The 12,847-nt window shown below is 63.2% G+C and carries 9 protein-coding genes, 1 tRNA gene, 1 pseudogene and 1 other annotated feature; of the genes and pseudogenes, 5 read left to right on the plus strand and 6 right to left on the minus strand.

Annotation, left to right across the window (positions count from 1 at the left end):
• Positions 1-13: 13 nt before the first annotated feature.
• Positions 14-361: a DUF952 domain-containing protein gene (locus ATO4_RS15725; protein WP_083592480.1), complete on the minus strand. Its 348-nt coding sequence runs from the start codon at positions 359-361 to the stop codon at positions 14-16.
• A 229-nt stretch (positions 362-590) separates the two neighbouring features.
• Here ATO4_RS15725 and ATO4_RS15730 point away from each other — a divergent pair, with 229 nt between their 5' ends.
• The 3 genes from ATO4_RS15730 (at position 591) to ATO4_RS15740 (ending at position 2,672) form a co-directional block, all read left to right on the plus strand.
• Positions 591-1,031, plus strand: coding sequence for a hypothetical protein (locus ATO4_RS15730; RefSeq protein ID WP_083592481.1), 441 nt, complete (start codon positions 591-593; stop codon positions 1,029-1,031).
• Between the two features lie 476 nt (positions 1,032-1,507).
• Positions 1,508-1,597 (plus strand) — tRNA-Ser (locus tag ATO4_RS15735).
• Positions 1,598-1,985: 388 nt separating this feature from the next.
• Positions 1,986-2,672 (plus strand): hypothetical protein, encoded by a 687-nt coding sequence (locus tag ATO4_RS15740; RefSeq protein WP_139802477.1) that lies wholly within the window; start codon positions 1,986-1,988, stop codon positions 2,670-2,672.
• A 102-nt stretch (positions 2,673-2,774) separates the two neighbouring features.
• Here ATO4_RS15740 and ATO4_RS27195 read toward each other — a convergent pair whose 3' ends face one another.
• Together ATO4_RS27195 and ATO4_RS15745 are read right to left on the minus strand one after the other, a co-directional pair.
• Complete coding sequence (locus ATO4_RS27195; RefSeq protein WP_139802478.1) at positions 2,775-3,707, minus strand: hypothetical protein; 933 nt, start codon at positions 3,705-3,707, stop codon at positions 2,775-2,777.
• A gap of 885 nt (positions 3,708-4,592) precedes the next feature.
• A pseudogene (locus ATO4_RS15745) lies at positions 4,593-5,821 on the minus strand (IS3 family transposase).
• Positions 5,424-5,540: a sequence feature (AL1L pseudoknot), on the minus strand. Its footprint overlaps the pseudogene before it by 117 nt.
• Before the next feature lie 286 nt (positions 5,822-6,107).
• Between ATO4_RS15745 and ATO4_RS15750 the strand changes: the two are divergent.
• Both ATO4_RS15750 and ATO4_RS15755 read left to right on the plus strand, forming a co-directional pair.
• Positions 6,108-6,650 (plus strand): hypothetical protein, encoded by a 543-nt coding sequence (locus ATO4_RS15750; RefSeq protein WP_083592483.1) that lies wholly within the window; start codon positions 6,108-6,110, stop codon positions 6,648-6,650.
• 49 nt (positions 6,651-6,699) lie between these two features.
• Complete coding sequence (locus ATO4_RS15755; RefSeq protein WP_083592484.1) at positions 6,700-7,569, plus strand: hypothetical protein; 870 nt, start codon at positions 6,700-6,702, stop codon at positions 7,567-7,569.
• A gap of 83 nt (positions 7,570-7,652) precedes the next feature.
• Here ATO4_RS15755 and ATO4_RS15760 read toward each other — a convergent pair whose 3' ends face one another.
• The 3 genes from ATO4_RS15760 to ATO4_RS27775 all read right to left on the minus strand — a co-directional run.
• Positions 7,653-7,874: a hypothetical protein gene (locus tag ATO4_RS15760; protein WP_083592485.1), complete on the minus strand. Its 222-nt coding sequence runs from the start codon at positions 7,872-7,874 to the stop codon at positions 7,653-7,655.
• A 15-nt stretch (positions 7,875-7,889) separates the two neighbouring features.
• The gene (locus ATO4_RS15765) at positions 7,890-9,794 is read right to left on the minus strand and encodes a hypothetical protein (protein WP_083592486.1); all 1,905 of its coding nucleotides are present in this window, start codon (positions 9,792-9,794) and stop codon (positions 7,890-7,892) included.
• A 16-nt stretch (positions 9,795-9,810) separates the two neighbouring features.
• Positions 9,811-12,847 (minus strand): hypothetical protein (locus tag ATO4_RS27775; protein WP_083592487.1); only part of this gene is annotated, 3,037 nt, incomplete at its 5' end.

Raw genomic sequence — 12,847 nt, forward strand, 5'->3', positions numbered from 1 at the left:
CACGGCGCGGATGTCATCGCATCGAGCCGGGAAACAGGTGGTGCCCGTCCGGCCCGATCGGCAGGTCCTCGACCCAGAGCACGGCCTCGACGGGCAGGCTCCCATAGAGATGCGGAAACAGCGCGCCGCCGCGGGACGTCTCGTAGCGCAGCGCCTCGCCCAGCGGCGCGGGATCGACGGCGACGAGCAGCAGGTCGCTCTGGCCGGAAAAGTGCCGCGCGGCCGTCTCGCGCACCTGGGCGCTGGTCGAGAAGTGGATGAAGCCGTCGGAAAGGTCGACCGGCGCGCCGTCGAGGCGGCCCTGGTCCTTGGCCGCTTCCCACAGCGTGCGGGGAAGGATCTTGTAGATCGTCTGGGTCATGGGGAAGCGGTGCCAAACAATCGGGGAAAAATCAATTCGCGGCAGGCGAGATTCTGCCCGCTTCCGTCACATCGCGGCCACCTGAAACTGCGAGCCTACCCGGAGGCGAAATGCCGCAGGGCGAGCAGGCCTGCCGGATCTGGACGATGACGGCTGATCGCCGAGCCGGCAGCCGAGGAGAGGAACGACGATGCAACGACGAGGCACGAGGTCGGCAGCAGCGCCGGCAATGATGGCCCTGGCAACGCTCCTTTGGGCAGCAGTGCCGGCCGGCGCCCAGTCCGGCCTCGGACGGATCGACGGCGAAGCCGCTCCCGGCCGCTACCAGATCGTGCGAATCGCGGGCGCCGTCGCCCGCCTCGACACCGCCACGGGGTCGCTCGCTTCCTGCCGGGTCGAAGGGGAAACGATCCTCTGCGGCGACGGCGCGCCCGCCGCCGCAGAGGATCGGGCCGCCTCCGACGCCCGGATCAGGGCGCTGGAGGCGCGGATCGAAGCGCTCGAGACCGTGCTTGCCGAGGGTGGCCCGGCCCAGCCCGGCAGCGACGAAACCGACATCGCCATCGACCGGATGCAGAAGCTGTTCCGCGGCTTTGCCGACATCGTCAAGGAACTCGACGAGGACCGCGCGAGCGAAGGTCCGAAGGAGCCATCGCCGAACCGCACATGAGGCCCCTTCTCGCGCGCCGCCTCCGCAACCCCGGCCGCGCCGGGATCGCACCGCGGCGGCGGCGGGCCCGGAGCATGGCGGCCCGCCCGAGTGCCGGCGCTAGAGCGGGATGAGATCAGCTTCGATCGACATCCGGCTCACTCCTGTTTTTGCCGCATGATCTTTCCCGAAAACCGGTTCCCACTTTTCGGGATCATGCTCTCATTGCGTCAGCGAATGCCGATGGTCGAGGCACGCTGCGCCCCTGCCAAAGCGCCGCATCGCTGCCGCGGTGGGACGGCGAAACGGCGCCGGCGCTGGCGCCAGCCTGACCGGTTTCGAAATCAGGACTTGAAGAAGCGGGCATTCTGTCATATCCCGCGCCGATCGAACACGGGCCGCCAACCGGGCCCGGGCGCTTCCTCCGGACCGTCCCACGATGTCATCGGCCCTGCCGGGCTTCGATGGGGTGCGAAGGCTGGGCGGCATTCGACGATGGTGAGGTGGCCGAGTGGTTGAAGGCGCACGCCTGGAACGCGTGTATACGGGAAACCGTATCGAGGGTTCGAATCCCTCTCTCACCGCCACAAAACGCCCGCCCCAAGCGCGGGTGCCAAACCTCTGACGAACATCGAATTTCGGGAACCAGACCAAAGGGGTCGAATCGGTTTCCATGTGTAGCGCGCAAAATCATATGGCGGCCCGCGCAACATCAAATGGCGGCAGTTCTCTTCCTCTCAATCAGCAGTTCCCCCACCTGTAGCGCGGCTTCAAATGAGACAGCGCGGCGGTTCAAACGAGATCAGTTTCGGTGCGAGCTGATCACCAACTCCCCCCTCACATTGCCCTGTTGGCTGATAGCCCCGATCCGCTGCGGTCATCGGCGGCTCGCCTGTCGCTGAAGCAGCCTGAGCGTGTGGAGATATTCGTGTTACCCTCGCGAGCGGTTTAGATGCGGTGGAGAATCTGCGCTCGATGCTGGAATTCGCACGTCCGAAGGGAATGGCTCAACCACCTAGCGAGCGGGTGGCCTACGATCACCTGGTGATGATCAGGGCTCACCTCGAGTCCCTGAAACGGGTCATGGATCGCGCAACGAAGGAGTCTTTCTCACCCTTCTCAATTGTCGAACTTCGTCAGGCCTTTGGCCATATTCGTATGATCATTGAAGAACTCATGCTGCTCTCCGTGTCTGCTCATAAAGACGCTGGCGAAGCCGTATCCCACCGGTTGCGCGATGAGTATCAGGCGGTGACGAAGATGGCCCTGCTACGTGCCATAAATCCTCGCTTCTTTCCTGTTGCGATCGACGTAGTTCCTACAGATGAGCCAGGCATCGCCGGCAGGTTTACGGATGTTGAAGACGAATATTTAACCGAAAAAGAGGCGAAAGCGTACTACGTGAAGTGCGGAGATATCCTTCATGCCTCATGGAAGGCGGCTGGAGAGGCGACCTATGATGCCGACCTAGCGTTCGCGCGCCGCTTTGTGCCACTGACCTCAAGGCTGCTGAAAACATTTGAGGTGGATATCTCTGGCCAAGGATACATGATGCTTGGGCATCTGAACCTAGGCGAGCCGATTGCGCCCGCACTCTTCTTCGGTCGTACTTCTGCACTCGATAGCACGGGTGAAGAGGCCATCGAGCATTCGGAAGATTGAAGGCGTCAGCCGCCATAGTGATGACGTCGACACCATCAACGTGGCTGTGGAGTGGGCAAGATCATCCTTCGCAGCGCAAGCGCCATGCGAAGCCGGATGCGCTCAATAGCTTCGGCGCCAGTTAAACTCCTTAAGAACGGCATCCGTGTAGTCAGCGTAAACCCCACAGCCGTGTTCGGATCCCGCCACAACTGTCTGAAGATGTTCCCCTGGTGTTGTGACGGGATCTCCATATGATCCGCCGACGACTGGTCTAACGCTTCCGGCAGTTATCACTCCCAGGACGAACCTAACCGAATATGCCGCGCCTGCGATTAGGGGCATTCCAGCATGACAATCTGCGTAAAAATCCCCCCATGGCGGAAACTTGACGCATCCTCCGTTGACCTCGGGCTCCTGTCGCAGAAGATCGACGTCCTCAACGCTGCGAGCGTATCCAAATACTAGAGTACGCAGCACCTCATGAGAGATCTGCCGGATCGTTGCGCCCTCGGGAATGGATAACGCTTGCTGTCCACCGGCCTGTGACGTCATTGTCCAACCGAGCGAATTAGACCGGCTAAAGGCCGCATAATCAGTGCGGAGTGAGCCATCGACGTGCGCCCCGCCATCCTGATCAGCCATACACAGGACGACATCGGCCCGTGAAAGCTGGCGTTTTTCATTATCACCGAGAACCGGCGTAGACCACCAGTCATCGAATGCCTGCCTTGCAACCGTCGTGCCGTCATCCAGCCTCGGGCCGAAGCTGACCCTTCCTTCTTTTATCTGTAATAAGATTAGGCGATGCTGAGATAAGAGGTTCTCTGGATCCAGCGGTGCTGCAGTATCTACGAAATCCAGTTCGTTACGACCCAGTCGCTTCAACAATGACGGGTTACGAGCGGAGTGCAGTAGATTTCGGAGACTAACTGCCATCCGCTTTGCCTCGCTACGATAGCCTGCATCGAAAGCATGAGCCGCTCGCTGCAGCATCCCCAACTGTTCTCGGAGCTGCTCCTCCAACTCGGCATGTGTCAGTTGATGGCGAGCCATTCGAAGAAGCTCCTATGCTTTGAGCACGTCGCGCAGGACATAGATTGGTGAACGCTTTGTAATTCGGTCGCGAACGGGGCGTCAGCATCGCCGGACACTAACATCCACGCGCTCCAATTTTTGCTCCCTTCCGTCTCCCATCAATGCGATAAACGGCGCTGATACCAATGGAGCGGGTTTTGCCATGCTACCTCAAGAAGCACTCGATGCCGATGACCCGCGGACTACGCGTCTCGCGACGCAATTCCTCACTCAGTACGAGATTGTGGTCATAGAGAGGATTAAAAGTGGTCCTGTGGGTAACTGCTACGAAAACGTTCGGCAGCAGATTGCAGAACATGGAGGGCGGGCTACGTTGGGATGGGTCCCCTCACATTTCCCAGGGCACTACATCGAACTGCTCCACCACGCCGTATGGCAAGACGAGCTGGGTCAACTCCATGACGTGACGGGGCCATCATACCCTGCGATGCTCGGGAAAAACGTTGTTTTCATACGTGATCCACAACCTGAACTGGATCCCGTTGCAGACCCGTTCGTTCCGTCTTGGTTTCATTGCCAAGACGATCTCCCGGGTACGAAGGAATACATTCGATTAACTCGAGAGCGTATGATCTTGAGGGCACGCGTGTACGCACTGATCAAGCGGCATGCTGTGCCAGTCTGGCGAGAGGGATTGAATTTGGTCACAGATGGCTTTCCCACGCCAGCAGCCGAGGCGGTTATCGCTCCGCTCCTGACAAGAGCATCCGCGATAGAGGAAAGGCGAGAGGCCTACATACGACGGCTGAGCAAAGGAATTTTCAGCAAACTGTGAAATTCAACCGAAGCGGTCCGTGCATGAAGTGAAGCGTCCCGGGTTTTCCGGAGGCTGTTTCATTTGAGTCATGCAGCCTTATCGAGGTCCTCGCGGGCAGCATAGTAGTTGGCTTCGGCCTCGGCGGGCGGGATATGCCCGATGGGTCCGAAGAGGCGGTGATTATTGAACCAATGGACCCAGCGCAACGTCGCCATTTCGACGGCTGGTGCGCTCGGCCATGACCGTTGCCGCCAGATGACCTCGGCCTAGTAGAGGCCGTTGATTGTCTCGGCCAAGGCGTTGTCGTAGCTGTCGCCGACGCTGCCTACCGAAGGCACCAGGTCGGCCTCGGCCAGACGCTGGGTGTAGTTCATGGCGAGATATTGGACGCCTCTGTCGCTATGGTGGATGAGCGCGTCATCGGCTTTTGGCCTGCGAGCATGGATCGCCTGCTCAAGAGCATCGAGAACGAAGCCTGCCGTCGCCGAGTTGCTGACCTTCCAACCGACGATCCGCCGAGCATAGGCATCGATCACGAAGGCGACGTAGACGAACCCCGCCCAGGTATGGACGTAGGTAAAATCGACCACCCACAGGGCATTGGGACGACTGACGCGGAATTCCCGGTTGACCTTGTCCAGCGGACATGGCGCTTTCGGGTCTCTGACGGTGGTGATCGTCTTCTTTCCCCGGCGCACGCCGGCCAGCTCCATGGCGCGCATCAGGCGCTCCACCGTGCATTTGGCAACCTTGATCCCCTCGCGACGCAACTGATGCCAGACCTTGCGGCTGCCATAGAGGCCAAAACTGTTCGCATGGACGCGCTCGATCTCGTCCATGATCTCGTCATCGCGACGGGCACGGGCCGGACGCCTGCCGGGATCGGCAAGGCGTGCAGCGTGTTCGCGGTAGGAGGATGGGGCGATCGCCAGCTCGCGGCAGATCGGCTCGACCCCCAGTTCCTCGCGATGGGCGTCAATGAACGCCATCACCCTTTCCCGGGGCGGTCGAGCTCCGCCATCGCAAAATAAGCCGATGCCTTGCGCAGGATCTCGTTGGCCCGACGGAGCTCCTTCACCTCCCGCTCGAGCAGCCGCAAACGCGCCTGATCGTCGGCCGCCTGCGCCGCGGGGCCTGCTCGTCGGCCCGCCTCATCGCGGCACCACCGGCGCAAAGTCTCGGCCGTACATCCAATCTTCGCCGCGATCGAGGTGATCGTTTCCCACTCCGAGCCATAATCGGCCCGGTGCTCTCCAACCATCCGGACCGCACGATCGCGGACCTCAGGCGAAAACTTCTTGCTCGTCTTGCTCATCGTAGCTCCTTCTCACAGACAGGAGCCTCCGGAAAACCCGGGACGCTTCATCCTGCCTCAGGAGACTGCCGTGTTCGAAACTGCTCATACTCGTGCGCCGGCGTTGCAACCATTCATACTACAGCATATCTTCTCGGCATCTTTTTGATCGGCCGCATTTCCCAATTCAAAGCCTCAGAGCTGGCCCAAATTTCCTGCTACGAAAGGCGCACCCATTAACCGACAACCAAGCCATACGTTCGGACGCGCCGATCAGCTCGATGCGGCGCTGGGACTGGACGATGAGGTGGCCCGAAAGCTAGCCTCGATAATCGTCTTTGCGGCCCACATCGAATATCATCTCGAACGCGCTCTATGGGTTCTGGAAGAGATTGATCCCAGGGGAATTCGCCCCACGACTGATGCCAAGCCAATTTCTGAACTGATCGCGATGCTCGCCAGCCACGCCGCCGGCATCGCCGACGAGAAGGTGCGTGGTTTGCTGGAAACTTGGTGCCACGCGGCCCGGTCCGGGTTTTCCCTTCGGCATGACATCGCGCATGGCGTCTCGCTGAAGATGCAGACTACACTTTTCTTCTTAAGGAACCCGCGCTGGCAAGGCGAAGTGCGCAAACGCGAGTTCAGCAAATTTCATTGTGACGTTTCAATCCTCGAGATGATCCGCGCATCGATGGCCACACTGCTGCGCATCATCGGGACGATTTCAGAAAACAAAACGCGCCTGGCTGATATCGCCAATCCTTTGGCTCTGAGCGCTTTACGTGAGGCCCGCTCGACCCTCGGTGAGTTTGCAGATCGCTTCTATAACCCCACCTTCGAGAAATACTGACGAGCCGAGCGTTTCTCGATGCTCAACCTGCTGCGCCCAATTAGGTGATATGGCGAATTCGAAATCGAACAAGATGTCTTGGCGTGAGATCAACGCGACGAAGAAAGCCCTCGCCGAGCGCTTTCCCGGCGACCCGTTTCTCCCAAAGCTTCTCAAGGGCGTCATGCGCGTAGCGCGCGACAAGTCCAACCCGATCAGAGGCAATCTCGCTGCGAGCGGCCTGCGCGAAATTGTCGGGCATGTGCTCCACGATCTGGCCCCCGAACAAGAGGTGCGCCGCTGTGTCTGGTTCGAACAAGCCAAGGATACAGCAGGCATCACTCGTCGGCAGCGAGCTAACTACATCGTCCATGCGGGCCTGCCCGAAGCCTTTGTAGAGGACATACTGAGCCTCGATGTTCGAGAAGAAGTTCAGCCCCTTCTAGACGCAATCAACGAATTGAACAGGGCTACCCACGTCCAAGCCGAAACCATCATCCATAAGGGCCGCGACGTCCGAAAGATGATTCAGAACGTGTTGTTTGGGCTTGTAAATCTCTTGGAGGGCGCGGCGACGGCCCGCGAGACCATGAAGCATGCGCTGGCGGAGGTGATGCACGAGGCTGTCTTCGACAATCTGATCTCGGAGACAATTCAGGAGCTTGACGAGCTCTCAACGCACACAGTAGTCAACGGCCATGCCATCGACACCATAGCCGTCCAGCTCATGAACGCCACCACGGTCTGCTATGTAGTAACTGGAGAGGTCGAGGTCGAACTGCAGTATGGATCGAATTCCGACGTACGAAATGACATTGGCTTTCGTCGGAACGATGCCTATCCTTATCGAGCCATCATCACGTCATGCGCGGCTGAACCTTCAGAGATCCATAGCAACGATGTCGCCCTGACCGTCGACAACAGAAGCTTTTTTGAATGATATCGCTCACTCCTTTTCAATGAAACGGTTATTCCTTTAGAGTCTTTCCCCGCAGCCGGCCTCGGCCGGCCCGTCGTCTGCCCCTATTCCACGTCGTCGAGGATGGGATCTGCCGGCAGCCCGGGCTGCGTCGAGAGGAGCTGGATGCGCCCGTCCTCGGCGGTGCCGACTTGGCACCCATAGCCAGCCGGATCCATGACGATGAGGCTATAGCCATCGGGCAGGCGGACCTTGCGGCCGGTGTCAGAGACGACGAGGCGCTTCACGCCATCCTCGCCGGTCACTTCCTTGAAATGCACGTGCATGTCGGTTCCTCTCGATCAGACGATTGATGTGCGGGCCGGCAAGCCGTTCAGCGTCCCATGGTCGCCGATCGCGCCGCCGCGGTCGGCGTCGAGGCAGTAGCCATAGGGGTAGACGAGCCGCCCGTCGGTGGCGCCGGCGCCGGCGAAGGCGGTGGTGACATCGGCGTGGGTGATCTCCCACTGCCGGTCGAAGTCCGTTCCGACGAGGCTGACGAAATCGCACTTGATCGGCTTCACCACGGCCATGTCCTTGGTGGGATCGCCGTTCGGCAGGATGGCGATGTCGCGCCAGCCCTCGTTGGCCGTCGGCGTGTCGTGCGGCAGGGAGATCACAAGCCGCGTCTTGGTGGCGCTGACACGAGTCCAGCTCTTGACAACGGCCCCGAGGCCGACCGAAGCGCCCATGTCCTTCAGGACGACGAGCGCCCGCCGGCGCATCTGCTCGCGCTGGCCGTCCTCGGTCGGATGCAGGTCGCCGACGACGCGCTCCAGGTCATATTGCTCGCCGCCCTGAATGACGTAGGCGAGCCCCGACTTGACCACCGCGATTTGCGCCTCGCGCACCACCTGCTGGGCCTGCTGGCCGGAGGCATTGCCGTCGCGGCCGGGCATCGTCTCGATGATGATCTTGGCGCTTGGATATTCGGCGCGGATGAGGCCGATCAGCGCGAGATAGCCGTCGCGGACATCGGCGAAGGTACAGCGTCCGGCGAAGACGCCGTCCATCTCATTCTGGCCGATGATGAGGGCGACATAGGTGGGATCGGGGTGCCCCTCGTTCTTGAGCGCCGTCATGATGCCCTTGGCCCGCGTCCACATCGGTCCGGCGGTGTTGTCCGTGTTGAGCCACCAGTTCTGGGCCGCATCGGAGGTCTTGTTGACCTCGAGGATCGCCGTACTGCCGAAGGCGCCGTTGACCATCAGCCACTGGTCCGCGTTGCCGCCCGCCCGCAGCTGCCGCAGGAAGGATTCGGTTCCGTCACCATCAAGGGCGCGCTGCTCGAAGCTCTGGCCAAGGCCGAGATAGACCTTCTCGCCGGCGGCAACGAAGGGCGTCTGGGTCCCGGACGAGACGTGCCCCGAGCCTTCGATCTCCTCGATCGTCAAAAGGTCGGTCAGGAGCCGGCGGACGCGCACGGTGGCGCTATCGGAGATGGTGGCGAACCGCGTGCCCGTCCCGCGAAACGTCCGGGTCGTGGCGCCGAGCCTGCCGGCGTCGAGGCGGGCGATGCCGCCGGCGGTGGCGACGACGACGCTCCTGCCCTGGGCGAGCAGCGAGAAGTCGATGAAGACGGTTCCGGAGCGCGCGACGATCGGCACGTCCCGATCGCCGGACGAGGCCATGTAGCGGGCGCCGTCGGTCAGTTCGAGCGGCAGGATGTCCTGGGTATAGGCCGGGCGCTCGGACAGCCGCCGGCGGACCATCGGCAGCGCCATGGTGGCGGCCAGCGTCGGATGGATCGGCGTCCAGGGGAACGTCACGGCACCGGCGGTGCTGGCGAGCAGTGCGTCCCTTGAGGGCGACGTCCCAGAGATGCCACCGACGCGCATGGTGGTGACGCCGCCGGAGAGCAGCGCGATGAACGTCTTCACGACGCCGGCGGCGTCCGCCAGCTCGGCTCGAGGCTGGACGTCACCTGCGGCGCGCAGAATGGCTGCGGTCGGAATGCTCTGATTGAGCCGCGTGCCCAGCCCGTTCATGTAAGTGGTGAAGCTCGCGACCAGGTCGGGGTTGCCTGTCGTGCCCTTCAGCACTTCGATGATGTCGTGGAGCGGCCCGCTGGCGAGGAGGCGCAGCGCGATGACGTCGAGGAGGAAGTTGCGGACGTCCCGCTGCTCGCCGACGAGCTCGTGGCCGAGGAGCGATTCCGGCAGGTCGCCAGTCGGGAGAAGCCCGGAGGTGGTGCCTGGATTGGCCATCAGATCAGCTCCTGCGTCATGGCGAAATCCGCCTCAGACTGACGTTGTCGATCTCGACCGTGACGCCGGCGCCGGCGAGGATCGAGACGGTGGTGTTGCCGGTGGCAGCCGTCAGGCGATCCTCCTGCGGGCCCGGCGTGCCGACGAGATCGCCCTGGACGAGCGAGCTGCCCTCGAGGCGCGGCCGGGCGTTGCCGCCGGCGATCGCAATCAGGTCATAGGTCAGGAGATATTCGACGCCGGCGCTGACGCTGACCGCCCAGGCGATCGTCGACGTCGACGCGGACGCCTTCTTGGCCGTCCCGCCCGAGATCGACCAGCTCGCACCGAGGGTGACGCCGGTTGCACTGTCGAGGGTCACGTTCGGGCTCAGCTGCGGGCCGAGGATCCTGACATTGGCCGAGACCGGCTCCGAGACGAGGCCGGCGCCCTCGTTGACGACGAAATACGTCCAGTCGCCATAGCCCGGCGCGTCGTCGAGCTGCAGCTTCTGCAGCGGGCCGCCATAAAGCGGGCCGCTGACGGGAACGGCATCCTCGAACAGGCCGCCGAGCGGCGCGCGATAGATCCTCGCGACACTGACGCGGCCGTCATTGCCGTTGGTCCAGAAGGCCGTCGTCGAGGCGGGCCCGGTGACCGGATCGTCCGGGGCGAAGGACAGCCCAGTCGGCGGAGCCAGCGCCGCCGGCGCCTCGTCGACGATGGTGAAGACCCGGTAGACGGTAAAGGGCGACGGATCGCCGTTCGTGCCCAGCGCATTGGCGCGCAGCTCGACCTGGTCGCCGACGGCGTAGCCGGGCAACACGACCGAGCCCGTATAGGCCGGCGCGCTGGCTTCCAGGTAGGGATCCGCCGTGCCTGCGGTGCGATGCTCGACGACGAAGGTCGCGGGCGGATAGATCGAGCCGGTGCCTTCCTGAAGGCCGACCATCACGACGCCCTCGATCGACAGCACGAAGGCCACCCGGGGCTTGGCCGGCGGTCCGGCGGCGATCGCGACGATGGCCCCCACCCGGCCATCCCAGGCCGGCGGCACCTCGGCGTCCGTCAGCTGGTCGACCAGCGGCGCTTCAGGCTGGACGGTGTAGACGGTGGTGCCGCGCTCACCGGGCTCGGTATCGAGAACGGTGGCGATGATGCTCTCGCGGTTCTGCAGCCCGAAATGCACCACATGGTCCACCTCCGGCATCGGCCCCTCGCCCTCGAGGAGGATCAGCCGGTGCTCGCCCGCCATGGTGACGACGTCGCGCACGAGGCTGACATCCTCGCCGTCCTCCTCCTCGCGCAGCTGCCAGAAGCGGACGGCGTAGCTCTCGCCCGCCTCCATCTCGACGGGATCGGACAGGACGATGCCGCGGCCTTCGACGGCGTCGACGCGGACGGCGAAGAGCGTGCGGTCCCACTGGTCGTAGGAGACGGCGACGGTCTTGCCGCGCACCGCGGGGCGGCCTCGCCCCCTGGCGACGAAGGAGAGCGTGCGGTTGCGATAGAGCGCCTCGTACTGCTCGCGCCTGGTCTCGCGCCAGACCTCGTCGGGATTGGTCTTACCCGGCCGCTCGCGCTCCTCGGCCGTCTCGACGTCGTCCGGATCGATGCCGGGGAACGGGATCACGCGTTCGCCGACCTTGTTGTCGTTGGTCCGGTCGGCGAAGGTCACGCGGTAGCCGTCCGGCAGCTTCGGGTAGCGGATCTCCCAGCGGAAGTCCCAGGCGTCCTGCGGCGAGAAGCTATCGACGACGGCGTTGTCCGGACGGTCGATGACGACGGTCCACATGGTGCCGGTCCAGCGCGGTGCCGCCCGCCCGGCCGAGGCGATCGCCGCGAGCCGTATCGGCAGCGCCACGGCGTCCCGGTGCTCCTCGTCATATTCGAGGCCATGGAGGACGCAGAAGGCGTGGAAATCAACCATGGCCGGCCAGTCGATCATGTCGTCGGTGCAGCGTTCGGCCGCCGGGATCTCCGGGCCGCGGCAGGCGTGAACTATCACCGATGCGGGGTTGCGCGTCGGCCGCGGCGTCCAGGTATCCGTCACCGTGTCGTAGTCCGGGATCACCCGGCGCGCCCGGCATTCCAGCCGATCGAGCCCGCCGGAGAGCTGGGCCGTCGCCTTGATCCGGATGGCGACCAGGCAGAGCGCATCCTTGGCAGCGATTGGATATTCCGGCCGGATCGACTGGATGGCGGCCAGCTGCACCTTGTCCTGGACCTGGACGCTGTCGCTCTCGCCATTGAGGCGCGTCACGCCGATCTCGTAGGCGCCGCGCTCGGGCACCTCGAACTCGCGCTGCCGGTACATGGCGACCGAGCGTTCCTCCGTTATGGAGAACGTCGTGTCGATCGCGTCGGTCGAAGCGCCGATCTTGCGGGCCCTGACCCGGAACTCGACCGTGACCGGCTTGTCGTCCCCTTCGTCGGTGTATTTGACCGAGCCGGAGGGCCAGCCGAAGATCACCGCGAAGGCCGAGATGTCGGAGGCGGTGTAGCGGACGACTTCCTTGATCTCGTTTTCCGCGTCCTCGATCGGATCGCCGAAGTCGTCCTCCGGCGGCCAGTTGGTGAGATCGGTGTTGTAGCTGTCCTCGATCACCTGGCGGGTGACGAGGGTCAGCGGCTCGTCGTCCGGCAAGCCCTCGCGGATCTCCAGCTCGACCTCGTCATATTCCTCGAGCGGCGTGTCACCGATCTTCCACTCGTCGAGGAGCAGCGGGCCGTAACCGAGATGGGCGATCGCCCGGATGTACTGCGTGTTGCCGACGACCTCGGTGTACGGGTTCATCGCCCATTGCGGAGCGACGCGGATCTCGCCCAAGATCGAGGGGATGGCCGCGCCCGGGCGAGCCTCGTTGCGCAGCCCGGTGATCCGGTAGCCGCCCTTGTCGCGCTGCTGGTCGGGCGCCTTCACCGGGAACAGGAGGCCGATCAGCATATTGCCGAGATAGGTGAGGCCAGCCGCCAGGAGCGTCGCGCCGAAGGTGCCGATCGTCCCGGCCAGCGGCCCGGCGATGGCGATGGCGGCGACCGCGACGACGATCTGCGCGATGATGCGCAGGGCG

Source organism: Aurantimonas sp. 22II-16-19i (assembly GCF_002088275.1).
Classification (GTDB): Bacteria; Pseudomonadota; Alphaproteobacteria; order Rhizobiales; family Rhizobiaceae; genus Jiella.

Coding starts and splice junctions, on each gene's coding strand:
- ATO4_RS15755 (WP_083592484.1), top strand. CDS start 6,700: ATGGCGAATTCGAAATCGAACAAGATGTCTTGGCGTGAGATCAACGCG.
- ATO4_RS15765 (WP_083592486.1), bottom strand. CDS start 9,794: ATGGCCAATCCAGGCACCACCTCCGGGCTTCTCCCGACTGGCGACCTG.
- ATO4_RS15740 (WP_139802477.1), top strand. CDS start 1,986: ATGCTGGAATTCGCACGTCCGAAGGGAATGGCTCAACCACCTAGCGAG.
- ATO4_RS15725 (WP_083592480.1), bottom strand. CDS start 361: ATGACCCAGACGATCTACAAGATCCTTCCCCGCACGCTGTGGGAAGCG.
- ATO4_RS27195 (WP_139802478.1), bottom strand. CDS start 3,707: ATGGCTCGCCATCAACTGACACATGCCGAGTTGGAGGAGCAGCTCCGA.
- ATO4_RS15760 (WP_083592485.1), bottom strand. CDS start 7,874: ATGCACGTGCATTTCAAGGAAGTGACCGGCGAGGATGGCGTGAAGCGC.
- ATO4_RS15730 (WP_083592481.1), top strand. CDS start 591: ATGATGGCCCTGGCAACGCTCCTTTGGGCAGCAGTGCCGGCCGGCGCC.